Consider the following 24,971-nt stretch of genomic DNA (forward strand, 5'->3'; position numbering starts at 1 on the left):
TCTTTGATTAAGATTCTTAAAATGAAATACTGGTTCCAACTCTAAAGGTTCGTGGCTGAGGGTATATCCCCCTATCAATACCTGTATCAACTACGGTAGGACCGCCTACCTCAGGATCAGAACCTTCATAACCAGTAAATGTGTGAAGGTTTTCTACAGAGAAATATACTCTCCAATTGGTTGCGCCAACTCTGTTAACTAAATCAGGTGAGAAGGTATATCCGACCTGAATATTTCTGACTCTAACAAATGACCCATTCCTGATATTAATCATATCTGAAACCCGGGTATAATTTCTGTTTGGATCATTCACAGCGAACCTCGGATAGCTTCCGGTAGGATTCTCTAATGTCCATCGATCCAATATGGCCACTTGACGATTAGAAGTCGGAATATCCGGACGGCCCATTCCATTGAAGACCTCCAATCCAAATGAACCAGAAAATAAAGCACTGAAGTCAAAATTCTTGTAAGAAGCCGATAAATTGGATCCCAAAACCCAGTCAGGTAGTGGACTACCGATCACTGTCCGATCATCATCGGTAATCTGACCATCTCCATTGACATCCACAAATCGGATATCTCCCGGTTGAGCATTTGGCTGAATCGGGGTTCCATCACTGCCAATATAGGAGAATACCTCTGATTGTGATCTAAAAATGCCATAGGCTTTGTATCCAAAGAAACTAGTTACAGGCTGGCCTTCAATGATTCTTGTAACTTCCCCGGCAAGTGCCCAGGAAGCACCTGGAATAAATCCAGACTCATCTGCTATCTTAGTCATCGTATTCTTATTGTAAGTGGCATTGGCTGAAATTGAATAGCTGAAATCTCCTGTAGTATTTCTCCATCCTAACTCAATTTCGAACCCCTCATTTTGCATTTCTCCAACATTATTAAAGGTACCTGGAATTCCTAGTGTACCCGGTAATCGCTCGAACTGCAATAGACCTTCAGTAACTCGCTTGTAGTAATCAAGTGTAGCGGTCAGTCGGTTATCAAATAATCCGGTTTCAATGGCTATATCTAACTGATTGGAAGACTCCCATCGAATATCCTGGTTTGCAAAAAATGCAGGAGTTGCTCCCTGATATGGTGCACCTTGTAAATTGTAAGCGATATTAAAATCTACCGGCGATTCGAATGCGAATCCCGGAATTCGGTCGTTTCCATTTTGCCCCCAGGAAGCTCTTACTTTCAAAAAGCTTAAGTTCCTTATATCCGGGAAGAATGGTTCTTCATTAATCACCCAGCTTGCACCGAATGACATAAAATTTCCAAATTGATTGTTAGATCCAAAATTTGATGATCCATCTCTTCTGTAGGTAGCAGAGAAAGAAATACGATCTTTATAGTCGTACAAAATTCGTCCAAAATACGACAGCAAAGAGCTATTAAAAGCGCCACTGCCTGTTACCATAGTTGAATCAACCCCAAGACCTAAATATCTAAGGTTTGGATCCTCAACAGGTGCTCCTTGAACGGTTCCAAATAAATCTTCAAATTTTCTTTCTACAGCTGTGGTTCCAATAAGTCCATTGAATCTATGATCACCAACCTCTTTTTCATACATTAATGTATTCTCCCACTGCAGCGTTACATTTCTAGCAAAGCTTTTAAACAGTCCTGTAAACTCCCGATTGTTTGTTGCAGACAGGAAGTATGCCTCATTGTAATTGTTGTTTTCAAGGAAACTTAAGTCAATACCCGCATCTGTTTTGAATGTTAACCCTTCCGTTGGATATGCTTCTGCATAAAACCTCCCAAGTATCTGATCTTTACTAAATGCACCATTTTGAATTTCTAATTGTGCTAACGGGTTGACTACCTCTTGTCCTACATTGTTAGAGATCGCATACACATTTCCATTTGGATCTGTTACAACTGGGTTGTTGAGGTAAAACCTGGTAGGATCATTTAAAACATCTGAATCTGTTTCATAAACAGCTGTTAGTGGATCAATATTTAGTGCACTACCCAGCTCACTGTTGAATGAACCATTGCTGGTTACTCCTCGCGCTTTCAAATGGGTATAGTTCACACTAGATCCTACTTTTAGGTAGTCATTTATTTTGGAAGAGCCTTTGATTCTTCCTATGTATCGTTCCAGCTTGGACTTATCTCCACCAATGATCCCTTCTTGATTAAAATATGAAATACTTGCACTAAAAGTTGACTTTTCAGTACCACCCGACATTGATATTTCATGTGATTCAATTGGGACATTTTCACTGTATAGTTCATTCTGCCAGTTGGTATTATTTTGGGGTATTTCATTTTCATCAAAAGGATCTCCATTTAGATTTGAAGCTCCCCCATCAGCCATCAATTGTTGGTACTGAGATGCGTTCAACACATCTACCGTCTTAACCACGTTTTGTACCCCAACATATCCGGAATAGGTAATTGAAGATTCCCCTGCAGAACCAGATTTTGTGGTTATTAAGATCACTCCATTAGCTGCTCGTGCTCCGTAGATTGATGAAGAGGCAGCATCTTTCAGGACTTCCACTGATTGAATATCTCCTGCATTGAGGTTATCAATACTCGCAACAGCTATCCCGTCAACAAGAATTAGTGGACTATTATCCCCATTTGTTCCAATCCCTCTAATTCGAATCTGTGGTGCTTCTCCGGGCTGTCCTGACTGGTTTAATATTTGTACACCAGCGACCCTACCCTGAATGGCTTGATCAATACGTGCTACCGGCTGCTTATTAAGCTCCTCTGAAGTTACACTGCTTACAGCTCCTGTTAATACTTTCTTTTTTCTAGTACCATATCCAATAACTACAACCTCTTCCAACTCACCAAAATCTTCGGATAGTGTTACATCTATAACTGTGCGATCACCAACTAAAATTTCCTGTCCTTCAAAACCAATATAGGTGAATGAAAGAACCGATTCTTTTGACGATACCCGTAATGTATAGCTACCATCAATATTTGTACTTACTCCATTAGAAGTTCCAACTTCTAAAACAGTAACTCCCGGCAAAGTTTCGCCGTTGGTATCCGATACAGTCCCTGATACCGTCACTTGGGCCTGTGCTGCTAAAGTGAGCAAGAACACCAGCCCGATTGTTAGAAATGTCTTTAAACTTTGGGTCATTTTGGAAAGGTTTTAAATGCTTTAATTTTTTTCAGTGATTGTTACCGACTTCAGTCGTTTTGAAACACCCGAACATAGTCTACGATCATTCGTTGAGGAAATACAGTTGATGAATTAGGGCTCCCCGGCCAATTACCTCCAACAGCCACATTGAATATGAGAAAAAACTCGGCCCTAAACTCTGAAAGCTCTGCGGGTGTGATGCTCATTGAGTGATACTGACGGTCATCTAAAAACCATCGTATCTGAGTTTCATCCCAAATAATGGTAAATACATGAAATTCATCGTTAAAAATGCCATCTGATAATCGAGTGCTCCCACCAAAATCAGCTTTAGTTCCATTGTTATCCCAATGCGCAGTGCCATGAACAACATCTTCGTTATTTTCACCACCTATCATTTCCATGATATCAATCTCACCACATGAGGGCCACCCTACTTGTCTGAAATTTGCTCCAAGCATCCACAATGCAGGCCATAATCCCTGCCCTTTAGGAAGCTTAGCTCGTATATCTATTCTACCATATTGAAATTCGACTTTATTCTCAGTGGTCAACCGAGATGAAGTATATTGACTACCACTGAAAGACTCTCGACGTGCTTCGATTACAAGATACCCCTCAGTCAAAGTGGTATTATCTTCCCGATAATATTGCAATTCATTATTTCCCCATCCATTGCTTCCTGTCCCGATTTCATAATTCCAATCGGATGTATTTAGCGTAGATCCTTCAAATTCATCATTCCAGATCATTGTCAATCCTTCATATGAAGTAGGTGTTGTATAGCCGGTATCATCTATTGATCCCAGGCTATTATCCAATTCAATAGAAACTGATTTTGTCTCTCTTAGAAATCTACCTGAAACACCTAATGCTTTAACCTCAACAGAATAAGTTCCATCATCTTCGTAGGTGTAATCTACCTGCCCTGTTGTGTTGATAATAACATCACTTCCATCTCCAAGATCGAATTGATATTCAACCGTATTTAAAGCAGTCGCTAAAATTGAAACTTCTCTCGAATCATCTGAAAGTGTAATCTCTACCTCAAGGTTAGAGGGGTCATCAGTAGAGACAGATGGAGTGGATTCATCACAAGAGATTGTGATTGTAAACAAAAGGAAAAATAATAGGGCAATCTTGTTGTTCATTTCGGTGGAGTTTTAAAAAGTCGCGACTTAATCTCTCAAGCCGCGACTTAATTAACCTAAAATATTACTCAAGTATTATATCATCGAAATAGTGAGTTCTTGCATCTGCTTTATTTGACTGATCACCATTTGGATCAAAATCAAAGAATAGAACAACAACATCAAATTTCTCTGAGTCTGCAGCTTCGAAAGTATAAGTAAGCTCTTCCCAAGTATCTGCATTCGTTATAGTTGCATCAATCTCCTTATTAATATTAGGATCTGTGCTATCCTCAAGCTTGAACTTAATAGTTGCACCTGCTACCGGAGACCATACCTTCACTTTAAATGTCTGCTTTGTACTGAAATCAATATATCCATCCAGGGTTGTGGAGATACCAGAATAGAATCTAGAACCTTCAGGCTCTGCAACAGACCCCACAAAGTCACTTGTATTGATTCCGGACGCATCAGGGTTTGCAATTCGCTCAACTACCATTCCTCCGCCAGCATCATCATTACCACCAAAGGCTCCAAAATCTGGGGCACTTGCCTCAAAATCGATATCTACTACGTCAATTATCGTTTTTTCAGTTTCCTCGCATTCTCCAACTACCACCTTATCAGCTTCATTATCATAGCTCACTAAAGTAAATCCCCAGTAGCCATTTGCCTCGGCAAGGTTTGTTTCAAGAACAAGTGTATCAACTCCGTTCTCAACGTCTACAAGCTTCACTACTGAATAAGTAACGCTAGCAGCAGGCTCAGTTATTTCAGCATCTGTTCCTGCTTTTGTTAAGCCAATAAAACCTCCATTAATTGTTAAAGTTTCTGATGAAGGATCGTATACAAATTCATGTGTTCCAGAATTCCATCCTGAAAGATCTTGACCATCAAGACCTACAAAGTTTGCTGAATTTGTAGCATCAAAGCATGTTCCTGCAATACCTTCTGCCCATACTCCTTCTTCTCCCCAGAAATCACCGTTGTTATCGAATGTGTAAGTACCATCTGTATTGAATGTCCAGGTATCATCGAAAATACATTCTCTTACACATAAATCTGCAATTGCAAACCAAACCTGAGACCTATCCTGAGGACCTACCTGAATTGGATTAATTCCAGTTGAATTATCACCAAGTAATAACCATGTTTTACCATCAGATCCTATTAAAGCTCTTTGCGCTTCTAATGGATCAGTTATAGTTACATCATCAGAAAATTCTGAAGTTGCTCCAGCTTCATTTGAAGCAACCAACGTTACAGTAAATGTTCCTGTTTCGCTATAAGTATGAGTTGGGTTTTCTTCAGTGCTTGTTGCACCATCACCGAATGTCCATGAATATGAATCGGCATTTACTGAAAAGTTAGTGAAAGAGACCTCATCAAAGTTTTCTTCACTTACTTCAAATTGAAAGCTAGCAATAGGATCTTCTATTGCTGGTACGTCATCCTCATCAAAACATGACGTCAACGCTACCATGCAACCTAAGGCTGTCCAGGTAAACAGACTTTTAAAAATTTTAGAGTTTTTCATTTTGGCTAATATTTAAATTTTGATTCAATCAGCGATCTCGTCTTTATTTTGTGCTGATTTGAGAAGTGAATGTATAGATCAAACATGGTCTAAACCCAATAATACACTACATCAAAAACTCATCAATCATTATTTTACACTACATCAATTACACTTAAATTCTGTATTTTGAATTAATTAACAGTATTTTTACTTTCTCAAAAATTTCTTAATAGAAAATAAGCAACTCTACGATGAGATTGATTAATCTATTGTTTTTTACATTCTTGAACGTAATATCTTCTTATGCTCAAGAGCCCAATAACCCCGACCTTCAACTACTATCTCTCCCACTAATCACCACCTATACTCCCTCTGATTATGATGGTGGTATTCAAAATTGGGACATAGATCAGGATACTTCAGGCTATGTCTATATAGCTAACAACTATGGCTTGCTAGAGTTTGATGGAGCCTCATGGAATAATTATCCTATCATTGGAGCCACCAAAACAAGATCCGTTTTAATTGAGCAATCAACCAATAAAATTTATGTTGGAGGGCAAAAACAGTTAGGATTCTTTGAAAGAACTCAAACAGGATTACGCTATCATAATTTAGTGACGCAAATTCCAGACTCTGTCACCAAGGATGAGGTTTGGGATATCGTTGAATTCAATAATAAAGTCTATGCCAATATAGATGGTACGATTGCAGAATTGACAAAAGATCTTATCAAACCTATTCCGGGAACCCAATTAGCTGAATTTCTCACAATTTTAGATACTTCATTATTTGTTGGCTCAACTAATGGGCTATTTAGGCTAGTCAATGACTCATTCAAATTATTAAAAAATAGTGAAGGCTATAATTATAGAGGAATTGCCAGTAGTCATAAAATGCATCTACTCTTTACCTATGATGGAGAAATTCTTTCTTATGACAATAATACATTGACGCTATTAAAACCTCGATTTGATCAGTTTTTGCGGGAATCGAAAATAAATAAAGTACTGAAACTTAGAAATGGCAATATTGTAATAGGCACACAAAACAACGGCCTGCTGATAGTGAATGAAAATCTGGATGCACTTCTTCACCTCACCAAAAACAAAGGACTCAACCACCGAACAGTGATAGCGCTCTATGAGGATAACTTCAACAACCTCTGGGTTGGTTTGAATAATGGGGTCTGTGTGGTTGAGTTAGGGTCTCCTTTTTCATTAATAAATGAGGATATAGGGCTGGAAGGAACCGGCTATGCTGCCACATTTGTTGGTGGTAGAAATTTTCTGGGAACAAGTAGTGGTCTCTTTGAATCTAGCGGAACAATAGCAAAAGTAGATGAATCCGCCGGTTACAAACTGATTTCAGGAAGTAACGGGCTAGTTAATAATGTACAGGCAATTGACAATAATATAATCCTGAGCCATCATGAAGGAGCATTTCGTCTTAATTCAGATGGATTTATACCTTTCTTTCAAGGAACTGGGGTTTGGGCTTTTACTAAACTCGCTGAGGATAAACTAATTGGAGGCACCTATGAAGGCTTTCACCTTTTTGATAAAAGAGGCAACATTATAACAGAAAAAAAAGCGCTCACCAATTTAAATGAATCTTCCCGGGTTTTCGAATTTATTAATGACAGCACATTATGGATGACTCATGGATACAAAGGCGTATTTAAAATTCATCTTAAATCTGACACCATATTTCAAATAGAACACTACGGAGAAGATGAAGGCTTCCCTTCGGATATCCTAATAAGCGCTTATAAAATCGATGATGAGTTAATCTTTACCGCTGAGACTGGTATTTATCGATATAACAAAGAAACTGACCTTTTTGAACCACATCCATTTTTAAATAAATGGTTTGAAAACAGACATGTGAGCAAAATCAAACAGATAAATAATAACCAGATATTTTACATAGCAGGAGGTCAATTGGGTGTTTTAAATAAGCAGGCTATTGGGGTTTACGAAGCTGAAGAGCAACCTTTCAAAAAGATCAATGAATTTATTAGTGATGATCTTGAAAACATCAACCTAGCAAGCAATGGAGACTTGCTTATAGGTGCTAAAGAAGGATTCATTCGATACAACCCAAGACACAATATTTCTATAAAGGAAGCATTCAATACGTATCTAAAAAAAGTATCGATAACAGATGAGTCAGATGAAACATCAATAATATCTGGGCCATTTTTCAGTTCCAGTCAGATTAATCAACCAAAACGTATTCGTTTTGAATATTCAGCACCGTATTTCGACGGCATTAACAAAGTCAGATATGCCTATCGACTGCATCCATATGATGAAAACTGGTCTGAATGGACTGAGGTGAACTGGAAAGAATACACCAACCTTCCTGCAGACAATTACACCTTTGAAGTGAAATCGCTAAACATCTACGGTACAGAAAGCTCCATAAGCGAATATACCTTCACAATAGAGCCTGAATGGTATGAAACCAACATAGCCTATGCAGCTTACGCATCAATTATAATTTTCATTTTTAGTTCAGTTCTGCTAGTCCGTGAGCGCAAGCACAAAGTTGAGAAGCATTATATCAATAAAAGCAAAGAAGAGGTAATACGATCCAAAGAGCGGGAAATTTCTGAGTTCTCAGAAAAAACCAATCAGCAAATTCAGGCACTTAAGAATGAGAGTTTAAAGAAAGAAATCGACCATAAAAACAGTCAGCTTGCCTCTGTGACCATGCACCTCCTCAGTAAGAATGAATTTGTAATGTCACTCCAAAAAAAGTTAAAGGATGCATTAAATGACAAAGACAATAAAGATTCCTTAAATAAGATAGTCAAATCCATCGATCGCAACATTGACGAAGATGAGGCATGGGAAACATTCGCTCATCACTTTGACCAGGTGCATGGTAACTTTTTACACAAAATCAAAGAAGAAGTAAACCTTACCCCACAGGAAACTAAGCTATGTGCTTACTTGAAAATGAACATGAGCACGAAAGACATTGCCAACCTAATGAATATCACCATTCGCGGCGTAGAACTGGCAAGGTATAGACTAAGAAAAAAACTTGGGATAACCCGAGAAACCAATCTTGTGGCATATCTAGATAATTTCTAAGTCGCCATTCCATTTTCCCATTGAAAATCTCACAACACGCAAACGTTTTCGTATTAGATGAAATGTAAAAATCGCTGATTCACAGACATTTACATTGTCTTTTTCACAAAAACATACACACCTCTTCGTATCTTAATACTGTAAACAATTTAATAGTATTATGAGAAGACTCACCAAAGTCCTATTGGGAACGGGACTTATGTTGTTCCTATTTAGCTGCGATGAAGATCACGCAGTAACTGAGTTGGACAAGGCTCAGGAAAACGCATCAATCATTCATGTAACAGAACATGACGGCAAACCTTTTGATACCGGAATGGATCAGAATAAACAAGGCAGGTTTACCTCAGGTCCTGGAGGAGGTGTCATGATGCAGGGGTTTTATTGGGATGTACCAGCAGGCGGCACCTGGTGGGAAACAGTTGAAGGTAAGCTTGATTCCTGGTCAAGTGCCGGTATTCAATCCGTATGGCTCCCTCCTGTTTCAAAAGCCCAAAATGGTGCCTACTCCATGGGATATGATCCTACTGACTATTTTGATTTTGGGAATTATAATCAGAATGGTACTGTCGAGACACGTTTCGGATCTAAAACCGAACTTCAATCGCTGATAAATAAAGCTCATGCAGAAAACATGGAGGTGTATGCCGATATCGTCCTGAATCACAACAGTGGTGGACAGCTAGAAGCAAATCAATACACTGGCACAAATACCTGGACTGACTTCACAGGAGTGGCGTCTGGTAAATTCTTGCGCTCACAACATGATTTTCATCCAAACTGGGTACATGGTGGAGATGCAGGATACTTTGGAGGATTCCCCGATCTATGCCACGATGTTCCATATGTACAAGACTGGCTGTGGAATCGATCAGATGGTGTAGCCAAGTATTATAAAAATACCATGGGTTTTGACGGTTGGAGATTCGACTATGTTAAAGGATTCGATCCATGGGTTGTAGCGGCTTGGAACAATGCAGTAGGCGGCTTTTCTGTGGGAGAGCTTTGGGATTCTGACGTAAACTGGCTGGAATCCTGGGCCAATGCTGCTAACAGTAGCGTGTTTGATTTTGCCTGCTACTATAAAATGAATGATGCGTTTGACGGGAACAACCTAAACATCCTGAATGATGACATGATGTGGAAACGCAACCCATACAAGGCTGTCACATTTGTGACCAACCACGATACAGATGAAATTTGGAATAAGATGTTGGCATATGCTTACATCCTTACTCATGAAGGCTATCCAACGATTTTCTATAGAGATTATGAAGAGTGGTTGGATAAGGAAAGGCTAAATAACCTGATTTGGATTCACAACAATAAGGCAACAGGTACTACCAGTATTCTTCATGTAGACAATGACGAGTATGTAGCAAGAAGAAACGGCTATAATGGTAATCCTGGTCTGATTGTTTACATCAACAATTCCAGTTCATGGAAGACGAGATGGGTTCCAACCAATTGGAATAATACTCAAATCAAAGATTTCACTGGGCATTCTTCCTGGTACCCTACCACACAAGGTGGCGGTTGGGTTCAGATCCAATGTCCGCCAAACAGCTATAGTATTTGGTCTCCAAATATTTAAAAGAATAAGTTTTAATCTCCTCTATAGCCGGACTCTTTGGGGTTCGGCTTTACTTTTATAAAGCCCACTCATGTAACTTTTCATTTAAACGATCAAATTTTAAAATATCTTGTGGATTGTAATACTAACAATCAAGACATGAGAATTTATCTAACCACTATGCTGACACTTTTCAGCATGATTGCATTCGCACAGGATGAAAAAGCATCCGAATCGGATACAACCAAAGAAAAGAAAGCCACAAAAGAACTTCCCCTGGAACCGGAAAGGTCTATCCAGCTCAAAACAACAGAAGGAACCTGGATTTCACTTGATGTGCATCCGAATGGTCAGGAAATCATTTTCGATATGATGGGAGACCTGTATACCCTTCCAATCACTGGAGGAAAAGCAACTCGTATCACTGAAGGAATGGCCTTTGATGATCACCCACGCTACAGCCCGGACGGTAATTCGATTGTATTTGCTTCTGATAGAAGTGGATCTGAAAATATCTGGACCCTTGATCTGACAGACGAGGAAGCAGAGCCTAATCAAATCACCAAAGACAGTGACAAATACTACCAGGCAGCAGAATGGTCCAATGATGGCAACTACATTTTTGCTGCAAAAGGCATCCGAACACTTAAAATGCACATGTACCATAAAGACGGTGGTGGCGGCATCCAGTTGATCAAAAAACCGGATGGATTACAAACCATCGAACCTGCATTTGGTACAGATGATAGATACTTATGGTTCTCACGCAGAAATGGCGCATGGAACTACAATGCACAAATGCCACAATACCAAATTGCCACGTACGATCGTGAGACTGGTGAGATTGCGACACAAACCAATCAGTACGGATCCGCATTTGCGCCTACTCTTTCGCCTGATGGCAAGTGGTTAGTCTATGCGTCTAGATACAATACTGAAACCGGACTTAGAAAAAGAAACTTGCAAACCGGTGAAGAAAGCTGGTTGGCCTATCCGGTAAGAAGAGATGATCAGGAATCAAGAGCAAGACTAGGTGTATACCCTGCCATGTCATTCACTCCGGACAGTCAATCCGTGATTGCTTCCTATGGAGGGAAAATCTGGAGAATACCAATCAATGGTGGTGATGCAACAGAAATTCCATTTGAGGTAGATGAGGAATTGGATTTCGGACCTATGGTTCAGTTTGATTATCCGATCTATGATAGTACCAAAATGATCGCTAATCAGATTAGAGATGCCAAACGATCTCCGGATGGATCCAAGATTGCTTTTACTGTGCTTAATCGATTATATGTGATGGATTACCCGAACGGTACTCCTAAACGTGTCACCAATAATGACTTTACAGAAGCCATGCCTGCATGGTCTCCGGATGGAAGCATGATCGCTTTCTCTTCATGGGAAGGAAACGAAGGACACATATACAAAGTAAGAGCTTCCGGAGGGAGACAAACGAAGCTTACCAATCAAGGAGGGGTTTACACCAGCATGGCATGGGATAAGAAAACAAACAGAATCGCATTCCTTTATGGAACCGCAAAAGCATACGAAGATGCCATTGGTCCTTTCGCTTTCCGAGCGCAGGAAAACATTGGATGGATTAGTGCTGATGGTGGAAATGTGAATAAAATCAAAGCAGCGAGCGGCAGAGACCTTCCGCATTTTGTTGAAAAAGACGATCGTGTGTACATGTATCATGGAGGCAAAGGTTTGATCTCCATGCGTTGGGATGGTACCGATGAAAAAGAACACTTGAAAGTATCGGGTATCATGACCTATCCCGCTCTCATTCATGATCATGATCACGACCACAGCATGCTGATGAATGGAGGCCCAACTGAGCCGCAACGAAAGCCAAGCAATGCGGAGTACGTACTCATGGCACCTCGTGGTGATAAAGCGTTGGCTAAAATTAATAACAATGTGTATGTGGTGACTGTACCTCCTGTTGGCGCTGAGACGGTGAAAATATCTGTTTCCAATCCGGACAATGCAGCCTTCCCAAGCTGGAAGCTTACCACATTCGGCGGTGAGTTCGCACATTGGAATAAGGATGGTAATACAGTGAATTTCACCTTAGGCAATGCCTATTTCGCTTATGATCTGGAAGAAGCTAAGCGAGTAGCAAAAGAATTGGAGGAGAAAAAGAAAAAAGAAGAAGAGGAAAAGAAGAAAGAGGAGGAAGAAAAAGAAGAAGAAGGCAATGATGGTGGAGAGGATGAAGGTGAAGATGATGAGGAAGACGAAGATGATGACGGTGAAGAAGAAGACGATAAGGAAGCAACCGACGGTGATGCTGAAGAGGAAGAAGAGGAAGAAGACGAAGGATACAAGCCAAACGAAATTCGAATCAAAGTCGAATTGAAGAAGGATATTCCTAATGGTACTGTTTTACTCAAAGGAGCTCGTATCATCACGATGAATGGCGATGAGGTCATCGAAAATGGAGACATCTTAATTGAAGATGCTCGAATAAAAGCTGTGGGAGCCTCTGGCACTATTGATTCAGGTAATGCTCAGGTAATGGATATGAGTGGCAAAACCATCACTCCTGGATTTGTAGATACTCATGCGCATATGTGGCCAAATTGGGGACTCCATAAAAATCAGGTGTGGGTGTATGCAGCAAACCTTGCGTATGGTGTTACAACGACGCGTGATCCACAAACAGCAACAACTGATGTACTTACCTACTCAGATATGGTGGAGACTGGTGATATCCTTGGACCAAGAGTATACTCTACCGGTCCGGGTGTGGGCTTCTGGTATTACAAAATCAAAAGCTTAGAACATGCTCAGAATGTATTGAAGCAATATTCTGAATACTTCAATACCAAAACAATAAAGATGTACATCACTGGTAACAGGCAGCACAGACAGTGGATCATCCAGGCGGCCAAAGAGCAAAAGCTAATGCCGACCACAGAAGGAGCACTAGATATGAAGCTAAATATGACACAGTTGATTGATGGATATCCGGGGCATGAGCACTCGTTCCCAATCTACCCGATCTACAACGACGTACTTTCATTGACCGCTGAAGCTCAAATGGCCTACACTCCTACCCTTTTGGTATCCTATGGTGGACCTTGGGCAGAAGAATTTTACTACTCAACTGAGGATGTTCAGGGAGACGCAAAGATCAACTTCTTCACACCGAAGCGTGAGTTGGACGGTAAGTCCCGACGAAGACGAGCATGGTTCATTGAGGAGGAGCATATTTTCCCACGCCATAGTGAGTTCGTTGGTGACCTGGTGAAAGCTGGTGGTATCGCAGGTGTTGGATCCCACGGTCAGCTTCAGGGACTTGGCTATCACTGGGAACTTTGGGCTACCCAGTCTGGAGGTATGCCAGAGCTTGATGCATTAAAAGTAGCAACCATTCTGGGTGCAAAAGCTATTGGGCTTAGTCAGGATTTAGGATCCATTGAAGCAGGTAAGCTTGCGGATCTGGTAATTATGGATAAAAATCCATTAGACAACATTCGCAACTCAAACACCATTACGCATGTAATGAAGAATGGGCGCTTATACGATGGAAACACGCTTGACGAGGTGTATCCAAGACAGAAAAAGGCACCTAATTTCTATTGGGTGAAAGAAGGACCTGATGGTATGAGCTTACCGGGGGAGAAGTAATCTTAAAACTTTTATTCTTAAATAGTAAGAATCAAGCCCGGACCAGTTGGTTCGGGTTTGTTATTTTTAATGAAACCCAAAACCTAATAAACATGAAGAATCGATCACTATTCATTTCCACATTAACAGTCTTGTTATTTAGTATTTGTTTTATAAGCACCGCCCAGCTTAGCAAAACAGAAAAAAAGATCATGAAAATCGTTTCGGATAATCATGAAGAAGCCATGCAATTCCTGGAAGAAAATGTAAACATCAATAGTGGCACTATGAACTTTGAAGGGGTAAGAGCCGCCGCTGTTCCTTTTGAAGAGAAATTTGAAGAAATAGGCATGACTCCCACCTGGTACGATATGCCCGAAGAAGTGAATAGAGCCGGCCACCTCTTCGTAGAAAATAAAGGATCAAAAGGCAAGCGATTGCTTTTGATAGGTCATCTCGATACGGTATTTCCAAAGGACAGTCCCTTCCAAACTTGGAAAGAGCAAGGAGACAGCATTGCCTGGGGGCCTGGTGCCAATGATATGAAAGGTGGTAATGTGATTATACTTTATGCCCTAAAAGCACTGCATGAGGCCGGAGCGTTGAATGACCGCCAGATCATTGTAGCATTACATGGTGACGAGGAAGCTTCAGGTAAGCCTATCAGCGAAAGCAGAAAACACATTCGTGAAGCTGCTCAGCGAAGTGATATTGCCTTGGGATTCGAGACATCCACCGGATTTAATTATGCTACAGTCGCTCGAAGAGGTTCCAGCGGTTGGGAGTTAAAAGTGAAAGGAAAACGTGCCCATTCATCAGGTATCTTCAACGAACGTGTGGGTGCAGGAGCAATCTTTGAAACGTCACGAATCCTACATCAATTCTACACAGATGTTAAAGGAGAAGAATACTTAACCTTCAATCCGGGTGTTATATTGGGAGGCACCAAAGTTGACTTTGATAAGCTCCTTGAAAGAGGAACTGCTTTTGGTAAATCCAATGTGGTTGCCCAGGAAGTAATCGTCACCGGTGGCTTACGATTCATCACCGAAGAGCAAAAAGAAAATGCACGTGCTAAAATGCGTGATATAGTAGCGAACAACCTACCACAAACCAGTGCAGAAATATCCTTCATCGATAGCTACCCTGCCATGCCACCAACTGAAGGCAATAAAGAAGTTCTCGAAGTATTGAGCGAAGTAAGTCAGGATATGGGTCATGGGCCTGTGGAAGCATGGGATCCCGGAAGAAGAGGCGCAGCAGACATTTCATTTGTAGCTGAATTCGTCAGTGGAATCGATGGATTAGGTACGATGGGGCGTGGTGCACATACTCCAGAAGAGTATTTAGACTTAAGGACGGTTGAAGAGCTCACTCAACGAGCAGCACTTTTGATTTATCGATTAACCAGAGATTAGAAAAAGCTTAAGCATGCTTCGAAATAGCATATCCATCCTCATCCTGATTTGCTTTGTACACATTCATGTTCTGGCTCAATCGTACACATCCTATTTCACTGGAAATGTGGAAGATCGTGTTACCTCTCCACTTGGTGGTATATGCTTGATGGGGGGTGCATCTGAAAATGATGAAGCCATGAAATGGTTTTTGAAGCGTGCTAGTGGTGGAGACATTCTGGTTTTAAGAGCTTCCGGAAGTGATGGTTACAACAATTATCTTTTTTCGGAACTTGGCATGGAGGTAAATTCAGTTGAAACAATCGTATTTCACGAAGCTGCAGCCAATAACGAAACTTATATCCATGATCGTATCGAACAAGCAGAAGCTATCTGGTTTGCGGGCGGTGATCAGTGGAAATACGTCTCCTATTGGAGAGACACTAAGATCGATAGTTTAATCAATATCGCTATTACAAACCGAAATATTGTTATTGGCGGTACTAGTGCCGGCATGGCCATTCTAGGAGGTCATTACTTCTCTGCTGAAAAGGGGACCATTACCTCTCCCCTCGCTCTTGCAGATCCATATAATGAATTTGTTACAGTGGATTCAACTGCTTTCATCAATCTGGATTACCTACAAGATGTCGTGACCGACACCCATTACGACAACCCAATTAGGAAAGGACGACATGTAGTCTTCATGGCTCGTATGATTGAGGATTACGGAGTGGATGCGAAAGGAATTGCCTGTGAAGAGCATACAGCCGTATGTATCAATACCGAAGGTATTGCAAGCGTTTTTGGTGACCCGGATCACGATGATATTGCCTATTTCATTCAGGTTAATTGTCGGCTTGAAAACCCTTCACCCGAAGTAATTAAATCCTCCACACCACTTGATTGGAACAAAAATGGCTCAGCGCTTAAAGTGTATGCAGTAAAAGGTACTGCCAATGGCTCTAGCTATTTTAATCTGAATGACTGGCTGTCCGGCAAAGGTGGAACATGGCATGACTGGTATGTAGATAAAGGCATTTTTCATGAAGAAGATGGCACTTTCCCAACTTGTGGACCATTAGGTACTCATCAAAATCAGACACATATTCAGGTATTCCCTAATCCTGTTGATGACGTCTTAAACATCGCTTTCGGAAAATCAACTGCTACATTTCATTCGGTTCAAATAGTTGACTTAACCGGGAAGATAGTAGCGCATCAACAAGGAAAATTTGATAAGAAAATTGACATTAAAGTCAGGCACCTGCCCACAGGCATTTATCACCTTTTGCTGACTGATGAAAAAAATAACGTCATACAAATTAGCTTTCTGAAAAATTGAAAAATAGCAGCTAATTCTTCTGTCTAGATGTTGATAACTTAATGAGACATATTTACTAATATTTTTAGTATTACCCTATCTTCGCCATGTGAAGTACATCAATTCAAACAGACAAGGAGGGGTTTCTTACAGACCGTGGGCAGAGCGGGTAAAAGAATTGCTGGATGAGCATGAACTACCGCTACCAGAAAGACATGAAATGCATGAGATGTACAACAACAACTTCACCTATGAAGAAGTACTACTCAAAGTTCAGGTGAGAAGTTTGAAATCCATTTTCATGAGACTGCATTTAGTACATAGTCAAGGTGAGTTTCAGACTACTTTCAAAACGGATCAACAAGCCAAAGACTTTTTTAAGAAGTTCCCTGAGCTTAGAAAAGAACTATCAATGGATGCTCCAAGGTATTAGAAGCTGTGATGGCTAAGTTATTTATTATCTTGTTTGTCTGAATAACAGATAAACCTAATCTACACCATGAACAGAATTACCCCTCTATTCTATTTAGCCATTATCCTCATTACATCGTGTCAATCCACTGTGCGGTACTATGACGCACTATGCATTGAAAACATCACTACTATCGATCCTGTGGATGGAGCTAAAGAGAATCAAACAGTCATCCTGAAGAACGGTAAAATCTTCAAAATCTCACCAACCAACTCACTCAATCTATCGGATGAAAACAGTATCATAGACGGTACAGGAAAATACATGATACCCGGATTGTGGGATGCGCATGTTCATTTCTCCTTCATCGAAGAACTTGCCCCTGATATGTTTGACTTATTTCTGACCCATGGGATAACCAGCGTTAGAGATACCGGTGGGGAAATCGCATTTGTCAATCAATGGAAACAAAAATCAATGGCTAACCCCACCACCACTCCACGAGTAATGATTGCCGGGCCCCTGCTGGATGGTATTCCCAATGTGTACGATGGCAGTGATCCGAGCAGACCGCCACTTTCTGTTGGTCTTAATACAGTTGAAGATGTAAGGAAAAAAGTCAATGAAATGGACAGCATGGGAGTAGACTTACTTAAGGCCTATGAGATGCTTACTCCAGAGCAATTTGCAACAGTAACTAGTCTCGGTAGAGAAAAGGGGTTAAAAGTAACCGGTCATGTACCCTTGAGCATGGATGTAATCAGTGCGTCAAATGCCGGACTGAATAGCATGGAGCACATGCGTAACCTGGAGTTATCTTGCGCATCCAACGCTGAAGAATTATTGCAACAGCGTAAAAGATTACTAGCCGAAGGAAAAAATGATCCTGGGGGAATACTGCGATCTCGGATTCATCAGGCTCAGCGCCAGGTAGCCATAGAAAATTACGACGAAAATCAAGCGAATAAAGTATTAGAAGTACTGGCTAAAAACGAAACGTGGCAAATCCCTACCCTGACATTGAATACCGCTATGACCAGAAGGTATTTTGCAGACAGTTCGTGGCAAAAGAGTTTTGAATATCTACCGGATCACATTGAACAGAATTGGAACGAAAGCATCGAAAGAATTCTTGAAATGCCAATTTCTGATTTCAGAAGTACCTACACTGTCTGGATGATTAATATGGCAGGGAAGGTTCACGAATCAAGTATTACCATCATGGCTGGTACAGACTGTCCAATCTTGTTTTTGACTCCCGGATTGAGTTTGCATGAAGAATTGAATGTATTGGTGCAAGCAGGTCTTTCACCCTTAGACGCAATCAAAACTGCAACAATAAATCCGGCAAAGTATTTCAATATGGAAGATGTGCTTGGATCAATCAAAGAAAACATGTGGGCTGACCTGGTCATTCTAGATGCAAATCCACTGGAAGACATTAACAACACGCGTCAGATCCATGCTGTGATAAAGCAAGGGAATTATCTTGATAGAAGCGACTTGAATGAGAAACTAAATCAACTAAGTTTAGAATAAGACCTGACATGAAAAAAGAATGCCTAAATCCAGATTCACTGGTTGATACACGCGACTTTGGATTTTCTCAAATAGTGGTTGCTCGTCCTGGGAAATTTGTGTTTCTATCCGGACAAGTAGCGTGGGATGAAGATGGGAATATAGTAGGTAAGAACGATCTGGAATCTCAAACACGTCAATCGATCAAAAATTTACAAACAGCAATCGAAGCAGCTGGCGGAACCCTTGAAAATGTTACGATGCTGAGAATATACATTGTCAACTATCAGGAAAAGGAGAGTCCGATCATTAGTAACATTCTCAAAGAATATTTCGGAACTGAAAATCCTCCTGCAAGCACGTGGTTGAATGTTCAGGGATTGGCTAATAAAGAATTTATGATTGAAATAGAGGCTCAGGCGGTTATTTAGTTATATCCACCTCCTCACCTGCCCACAAAACCGCAGATATTCTTCACCGAATAACTTGGTAAGTGACTCTTCCTCGGGGCGGATCTGAAAGCGATCAATGTACCAAATGAAGAAGATGACTCCTAAAACACCTATCGGATTTCCAATTCTTATAATCCCACCTAAAACAACAAGAGCCATCCCTAAATACATGGGGTTTCTTGTATATCGATAAACGCCTGAAGTAACCAAGGCGCTTGCTTTGTCAGGATGCAGTGGATCGACCGTTGTTCCCTTCATCCGAAAAGTGATGATTCCCGAAAATGCAACAAGGACTCCCACCGCTAGAAATAGTCTGGACACAAGGGTTTGATAGCTAAACTGATAGGAATATTCTGGCCACAGATAATGAGCTCCAAAAATGATTCCAATAGCTAAAAAGAAAATGACAACAGGAGGTATCTTAAGTTTCATGTAAATCAATTTTTATAAAGCTTGCCGTCTTTCATCACAAGCTGAATATTGTAAAGGTTTGAGATCGTTTTGGATGGATCACCATTGACTACAATAATATCAGCCAGGTAATCTTTCTTCAACTCACCCAATTTTTCTAAGCCAAATACATTTGCATTGACGGACGTCACAGATTGTAGCACTTCCATCTCTTCCATGCCATAATCAACCATGAGTTCGAGTTCACGAACGTTCTCACCATGTGGAAACACACCCACATCGCCACCAGCCACGATGGTTACCCCACTCTTCAATGCTCGTTCAAACATTTTCCGTTTCTGTATTAATCGATCAGGTTCCGGGTCCCTAGTATCCCACCCGTCAAAGTATTGGGTCACCGCATGGGTAGCAGCAAGTGTAGGGCATAAAGCCACATTGTTTTCTTTCATCAACTGAAGTACCTCATCTGTAGCACCTGTTCCATGCTCGATGGTTTGTACGCCGGCTAAGGTTGCTCTTCGCATTCCTTCTTCAGTTGCTGCGTGAGCAACTACCACCCTGCCGCTGCTTGCTGCAGTTTCTACAATCATTTTGAGCTCTTCCAATGAAAAGGTCGGCATGGCTTCTTCATTCGGCCCCCATCGATAGTCAGCATATACTTTGATGAAATCTACCCCCTTCCCTATCTGATCTCTGGTGACCGTGATCAGGTTTTGACCATCGGCAGGCTCTGCTCCCAATGGAACATCAAAATCAGGATGAAATCCTTTAGGCCCGTAACTTCCGGTTGCTACAATGGCTCTGCCTGCTACTAGCATTCTAGGACCTTCAATAATGCCCAATTCAATGCTTTGCTTAATGGCTACATCTGCATATCCTGCACCCTCGGAACCCAAATCTCTGATGCTTGTAAATCCTGCGTAGAGGTTTTTAGTTGCGGCTTGACCGCCTCTGATCGCACGTAAACTCCTCGATTCTTTCAGTACCTGATCATTCCAGTCCATTTGATTATAAGGATAAAGCAATACATGCGAATGCCCCTCAATCATGCCCGGCATGATGGTTCCATCCGGATAATTGAACGCTTGATCAGCCGCTCCTAATTTATCTGCGGGACCTATTTCTACAATCACATTTTGCTCGACAATCACACCCCAATCGGATTTCATTGCCTTTCCATCAAACAGTCGTTCAGCGGTAATTTTAATTCGCTGAGCACTGCTAATTACAACAGCTAGCACTAGCGTGAGGTATAGTATTGATCGCATGACTCAATTTTTTTTCAAGATACGTCCTATTAGTGCTTACCACAAACAAAAAGCCCCATCCGCATGGCAGACAGGGCTTTCGATTAGGTTAGGTTTAAGTTATTCTTTTACAAATTTCTTGATGATGGTTTTACCACCCGCATCAACAAGATTGATCATATACATTCCTGAGTTCAGATCGCTAACATCTACTTTATCACCAGTGATTTCACCTCTTCTAATCACCTGTCCGTTTAGGTTAGTGATTGCATAAGAAGTCTCATCTCTTGTAGAAGCAATGGTCAGTTTATCAGACACTCTGTAGTTAGGATACATGCTTACGCTAACTGCTTCGCCTTCTGAGAAAGAGGACTGAACCGCATAAGAGGATGTAGCTCCACCCACACAGAAGTTAGTAGTCTCACTAGATCCAAATGCTCCACCAGAAGCAAGTGTAGTACTTCCATCAGTTAAGCTATAAGATCCACTTCCGTATGAACAGCAGATACCGTCACCGTAAGAATCATTGATTACAAAATCATAGCAGCCGGCAGCCAGGGAAATAACTTCCTGAACGGTTGACCCATCAGGCTGAGATCCATAAGTACCACCTGAAGCGATTACAGTACCACCATCTCTGATAGACCAGCTTGTTTCCTCAGGGTAGTTATCTAGCACGATAGTCAATGTAACATCTGTGTTGCCACCGGTGCTTCCTGCTGTTACAGAAAGATCATCAATAGCGATATCACTTGACCATCCATTACCAGTGGTTCCTACCATTCTAAGTTTAACTGATCCACCAAGGTATGCTGCCAGATCAATATTGGCAGACTGCCAAGAGTTTCCTTGTGATCCAGAAATCGTCCAGATATTAGACCAGCTAGTGCCATCAGTAGACGCCTGTGCAGTTAGTGACCCAATATTGTTTCCATTCATATGATACTGGAATGAGAACGTAGCTGCACTTTCACCTGAAAGATCAAAGCAGTTACTTTCAAGGATTGCAGTAGCATTACTTCCTATTTGACCAGGACTTCCATTTGTTGAAGCTTCAAGGAACATATAGTAAGAGCCTTCCACAGCTGAGCTTGGTCCTGTTCCTGATGAAGGGGTTCCATTAGCATCTCTTACCCAGTTTCCATCATCACCAGTAACCTGAGTCCATCCATCATTACTCTCAAATCCTTCTGAATATGGAAGTGTTTCCGTAACCGGACAACTCATTCCTGCACTTTGTGTAGTAACATTTACAGCGTTGCTAGCAGCGGATACATTTCCGGCAGCATCTTTTGCTCGCACAGTGAATGTATATGAAGTGCCTGCTGAAAGCCCGGTAACATTAGCAGAAGTTGCAGTTACAGTTCCGATGTTAGACGATCCTTGGTATACATCATAGCCGGTTACTCCCACATTATCAGAAGAAGCATTCCAGCTTAGTGTTAAAGATGTCTGCGTTACGTTAGAAGCTGCCAGTCCTGTAGGAGCAGTAGGTGCTTGCGTATCTGCTCCGGATCCACCAGTGATTTCTAAATTATCAATGGCAATATCTCCCTGCCACGATGACCCGGAAACACCATTGAATCTCAATAGAACAGTACCACCTGCATAAGCTCCAAGGTCTACATCAGCTGCATTCCATGCACTTCCCTGATCACCTGATCTAGACCAGATTGAGCTCCAGCTAGCACCATTATCAGCACTTGCTTCAAGGTCAATTGTGCCAACAGCATTACCTGTCATGTGGTAATCAAATGTGATGTTCGCTCCGGATTCACCGGTCAGATCAAAACAAGGTGAGTTTAAGATCGCACGCTTATTAGGATAACCAGTTCCGTTTCCGGAAACTTCCATGTAGATATAGTAAGAACCATCCGTAGCACTAGAAGGACCCGTTCCGCTGGAAGGTGTTCCATTGGCATCTACTGTCCAGTTTATATCATCAGCACTAGACTGACTCCATGCTCCTAATGTATTCTCAAAGCTTTCACTGTAAGGATAAGATGAAACTCCACCTGTACAGTTGCTTGAACTTGTAGTAAAGTTTACTGAGCTTGAGTATGATGAAGTAGAGTTGTCAGGACACTCACTTCTAACCTGAGCCTCATAATTCGTATCAGATGATAGACCTGTTAATGTAGTAGACGTACCACCAACACTTACAGTTGTCCAGCTTCCTCCGATAGGTCTGTATCGCACATCATATGATGCACCAGCCACGGAGTTCCAGCTTAAGTTAGCTGAAGTCTGACCAACTCCGGAAGGAGTTAAACCAGTAGGAGTAGTTGCATTACAAACAGGAGGAGTACCTGTTACACCTGTAACTACAAGTGAAAAGTTTTGGCTTCCACCTGAAAGAGACCCTTTGTGCGTAACAGTAATTGTATAAGACCCGGAAGCCCCTGATACATCTACTCGCTCATAAGGATCTACATTATTGTCTCCGGTTCCATTTGAATTTATTCCGGTAAGTCTGTAAGGGTTATAAGTGGTACCACCTTTAGTCACGCGGATATCAAGGTCATTTACCAATACCGGAGTAGTTTGGTTTGCAGTTCCAGTATTAGCTGTTCCTGCTGGGTCTGTCCATGAAATGGATGCAATCAGCGGGCTGCTTCCATCAGAATCTACATTCAAAGTATAAGAACCGCCATTAGAGAGCGAAAGCTCATCAATGATTGCTCCGCTTCCATTATCAGAAATGGCCTCTGCAGCAGCTTTAGCATTTAAAAGTCCCCAGCCATAAACAACGTCAGGACCAGAAATACCGGCATCATCAGCTGTGTGTAGGGCTAAGCCTTTAAGCGTAGCAGCTCTCATGAAAGAACCATTAAGATTGTTGTAATGTTGCTGTAAAAGCAAAAGCGTACCAGTTACGTTAGGAGACGCCATAGACGTACCTGAAATAGAATTGTACGCTACATCACTATTGTCATACGTAGAATACACGCCTGTTCCATTTCCGGTTATATCCGGTTTAATACGGTAATCGTCGGTAGGTCCTTCACTACTACTGCTATTGATCACAACAGAATTGAAAGAACCATCATTGTTTACATTGGCATCCTGTCCATTGGCAACCACCATGTTGTTTTTAGCAGTTGAATGGCCGGTAAGCTTATCAAACGAAGATTGACCCGCTAGCGGGTTGCCGTTTGAAGAATTGTCGTTACCATCGTTACCAGCTGCTACCACCATTAGGTAGTAAGGCGAATTGTACATCAGGTTGTCCCAGTCTCTGGACTCATCAAGATATGCTCCAAAATACCAATCAGGTACAAGACTTGCTCTGTAACCATAGGAATGGTTAGAAAGAAGCATTCCGCTTGCGGCTTCAGATGTAGCCTCCGAAAGGTCATTGTTCCAATCATGGGTTAATGCTCTCGCCTGAGGAGCCATACCCTTTGCAGCTGGCTGTACTCCCGAAGCTACAATTGTTCCGGTTACGTGCTGAGCGTGGAAGCTATTTCCATTCAAACCTGTAACACCATCATTGGTAGTCACTCGATTGTTACCACCCGGACCATCAAATTCCTGGTGTGTATTACGTGTTGGTCCGCCATCCCATACATGGGCTGTCATGTTTTGACCATCCAGACTCAACCCAAGGGACCCACCGATATTCAGATGGTCGGCTCTTGTAGAGCGTGCAGCATCTTCATTATAGATAGAGTAATAAATAGGGTTACCGTCTGCCGATACAGCTACTAATTCATCAACGGATCCATCAGAATTAGGCTTTAAAATCTCCCAGCCTCTCAAAGAAGCCATGTTGATAGCTTGCGCTTTGCGCTGCTCCTCTTTAGCTCGGAAATCTTGTTTGAGTTGTGAAAGTTTGGTTAGGTCATACTTGTTGCTGATCTCTTGCCGCTGCTGTAGTGTCTGGGCAAAAGACATAGTAGTGGACAAGGTAAAGGCTAGCAACAATGCCTTAACCTGTCGCTTGTTTCTTCTCATAATAAAACGATCTAGGTTACTAATTAATCCGACGAATATAACGGGATTTTTCCCGGACTTCCAACAAGCTTTGTCCTTAAAATATAGAATCGGTATTATATTCTGTATTTTACAATTTTATAGAATTATATATTTTAAAATTATATTTTTATTACATATCTAAAAAATAGTTGTACATACATAAGATTAAA

General features: G+C 41.3%; 14 protein-coding genes. 8 read left to right on the top strand and 6 right to left on the bottom strand.

The window, feature by feature from the left end; genetic code table 11:
• Positions 1-16 precede the first annotated feature (16 nt).
• From ACQK2H_RS14710 to ACQK2H_RS14720, 3 genes are all read right to left on the bottom strand, one after another.
• Positions 17-3,112, bottom strand: coding sequence for a SusC/RagA family TonB-linked outer membrane protein (locus tag ACQK2H_RS14710; protein ID WP_425392132.1), 3,096 nt, complete (start codon positions 3,110-3,112; stop codon positions 17-19).
• A gap of 50 nt (positions 3,113-3,162) precedes the next feature.
• Positions 3,163-4,266, bottom strand: coding sequence for a glycoside hydrolase family 16 protein (locus ACQK2H_RS14715; protein WP_425392133.1), 1,104 nt, complete (start codon positions 4,264-4,266; stop codon positions 3,163-3,165).
• Positions 4,267-4,330: 64 nt separating this feature from the next.
• Entirely contained in the window at positions 4,331-5,782 is a 1,452-nt protein-coding gene (locus tag ACQK2H_RS14720) for a PKD domain-containing protein (RefSeq protein WP_425392134.1), read from the bottom strand.
• 233 nt (positions 5,783-6,015) lie between these two features.
• Here ACQK2H_RS14720 and ACQK2H_RS14725 point away from each other — a divergent pair, with 233 nt between their 5' ends.
• The 8 genes from ACQK2H_RS14725 to ACQK2H_RS14760 all read left to right on the top strand — a co-directional run bounded on the left by ACQK2H_RS14725 (position 6,016) and on the right by ACQK2H_RS14760 (position 19,144).
• Positions 6,016-8,868, top strand: a complete 2,853-nt coding sequence (locus ACQK2H_RS14725; RefSeq protein ID WP_425392135.1) for a triple tyrosine motif-containing protein — start codon at positions 6,016-6,018, stop codon at positions 8,866-8,868.
• 160 nt (positions 8,869-9,028) lie between these two features.
• Positions 9,029-10,462, top strand: a complete 1,434-nt coding sequence (locus ACQK2H_RS14730) for an alpha-amylase (protein ID WP_425392136.1) — start codon at positions 9,029-9,031, stop codon at positions 10,460-10,462.
• Positions 10,463-10,600: 138 nt separating this feature from the next.
• Complete coding sequence (locus ACQK2H_RS14735; protein WP_425392137.1) at positions 10,601-14,083, top strand: amidohydrolase family protein; 3,483 nt, start codon at positions 10,601-10,603, stop codon at positions 14,081-14,083.
• 92 nt (positions 14,084-14,175) lie between these two features.
• A complete protein-coding gene (locus ACQK2H_RS14740; RefSeq protein WP_425392138.1) occupies positions 14,176-15,480 on the top strand; it encodes a M20/M25/M40 family metallo-hydrolase in 1,305 nt (434 codons plus the stop codon).
• Between the two features lie 13 nt (positions 15,481-15,493).
• A complete protein-coding gene (locus ACQK2H_RS14745) occupies positions 15,494-16,804 on the top strand; it encodes a T9SS type A sorting domain-containing protein (protein ID WP_425392139.1) in 1,311 nt (436 codons plus the stop codon).
• A gap of 88 nt (positions 16,805-16,892) precedes the next feature.
• Positions 16,893-17,216: a hypothetical protein gene (locus ACQK2H_RS14750; protein WP_425392140.1), complete on the top strand. Its 324-nt coding sequence runs from the start codon at positions 16,893-16,895 to the stop codon at positions 17,214-17,216.
• Positions 17,217-17,282: 66 nt separating this feature from the next.
• On the top strand, positions 17,283-18,734 hold the full coding sequence (locus ACQK2H_RS14755) for an amidohydrolase family protein (protein WP_425392141.1): 1,452 nt from the start codon (positions 17,283-17,285) through the stop codon (positions 18,732-18,734).
• Between the two features lie 8 nt (positions 18,735-18,742).
• A complete protein-coding gene (locus tag ACQK2H_RS14760; protein ID WP_425392142.1) occupies positions 18,743-19,144 on the top strand; it encodes a RidA family protein in 402 nt (133 codons plus the stop codon).
• On the opposite strand, the gene ACQK2H_RS14765 is transcribed toward ACQK2H_RS14760, so the two are convergent.
• The 3 genes from ACQK2H_RS14765 to ACQK2H_RS14775 all read right to left on the bottom strand — a co-directional run bounded on the left by ACQK2H_RS14765 (position 19,145) and on the right by ACQK2H_RS14775 (position 24,780).
• Entirely contained in the window at positions 19,145-19,597 is a 453-nt protein-coding gene (locus ACQK2H_RS14765; protein ID WP_425392143.1) for a methyltransferase family protein, read from the bottom strand.
• Positions 19,598-19,602: 5 nt separating this feature from the next.
• Complete coding sequence (locus tag ACQK2H_RS14770; RefSeq protein WP_425392144.1) at positions 19,603-20,844, bottom strand: amidohydrolase family protein; 1,242 nt, start codon at positions 20,842-20,844, stop codon at positions 19,603-19,605.
• 99 nt (positions 20,845-20,943) lie between these two features.
• Complete coding sequence (locus ACQK2H_RS14775; protein WP_425392145.1) at positions 20,944-24,780, bottom strand: S8 family serine peptidase; 3,837 nt, start codon at positions 24,778-24,780, stop codon at positions 20,944-20,946.
• Between the last annotated feature and the right edge of the window lie 191 nt (positions 24,781-24,971).

The organism is Ekhidna sp. (assembly GCF_965228795.1).
Classification (GTDB): domain Bacteria; phylum Bacteroidota; class Bacteroidia; order Cytophagales; family Cyclobacteriaceae; genus Ekhidna.

What these genes read in the sequence shown, in the direction of transcription:
- ACQK2H_RS14710 (WP_425392132.1), bottom strand. Translation starts at nt 3,112, where the DNA reads ATGACCCAAAGTTTAAAGACATTTCTAACAATCGGGCTGGTGTTCTTG.
- ACQK2H_RS14715 (WP_425392133.1), bottom strand. Translation starts at nt 4,266, where the DNA reads ATGAACAACAAGATTGCCCTATTATTTTTCCTTTTGTTTACAATCACA.
- ACQK2H_RS14720 (WP_425392134.1), bottom strand. Translation starts at nt 5,782, where the DNA reads ATGAAAAACTCTAAAATTTTTAAAAGTCTGTTTACCTGGACAGCCTTA.
- ACQK2H_RS14725 (WP_425392135.1), top strand. Translation starts at nt 6,016, where the DNA reads ATGAGATTGATTAATCTATTGTTTTTTACATTCTTGAACGTAATATCT.
- ACQK2H_RS14730 (WP_425392136.1), top strand. Translation starts at nt 9,029, where the DNA reads ATGAGAAGACTCACCAAAGTCCTATTGGGAACGGGACTTATGTTGTTC.
- ACQK2H_RS14735 (WP_425392137.1), top strand. Translation starts at nt 10,601, where the DNA reads ATGAGAATTTATCTAACCACTATGCTGACACTTTTCAGCATGATTGCA.
- ACQK2H_RS14740 (WP_425392138.1), top strand. Translation starts at nt 14,176, where the DNA reads ATGAAGAATCGATCACTATTCATTTCCACATTAACAGTCTTGTTATTT.
- ACQK2H_RS14745 (WP_425392139.1), top strand. Translation starts at nt 15,494, where the DNA reads ATGCTTCGAAATAGCATATCCATCCTCATCCTGATTTGCTTTGTACAC.
- ACQK2H_RS14755 (WP_425392141.1), top strand. Translation starts at nt 17,283, where the DNA reads ATGAACAGAATTACCCCTCTATTCTATTTAGCCATTATCCTCATTACA.
- ACQK2H_RS14760 (WP_425392142.1), top strand. Translation starts at nt 18,743, where the DNA reads ATGAAAAAAGAATGCCTAAATCCAGATTCACTGGTTGATACACGCGAC.
- ACQK2H_RS14765 (WP_425392143.1), bottom strand. Translation starts at nt 19,597, where the DNA reads ATGAAACTTAAGATACCTCCTGTTGTCATTTTCTTTTTAGCTATTGGA.
- ACQK2H_RS14770 (WP_425392144.1), bottom strand. Translation starts at nt 20,844, where the DNA reads ATGCGATCAATACTATACCTCACGCTAGTGCTAGCTGTTGTAATTAGC.
- ACQK2H_RS14775 (WP_425392145.1), bottom strand. Translation starts at nt 24,780, where the DNA reads ATGAGAAGAAACAAGCGACAGGTTAAGGCATTGTTGCTAGCCTTTACC.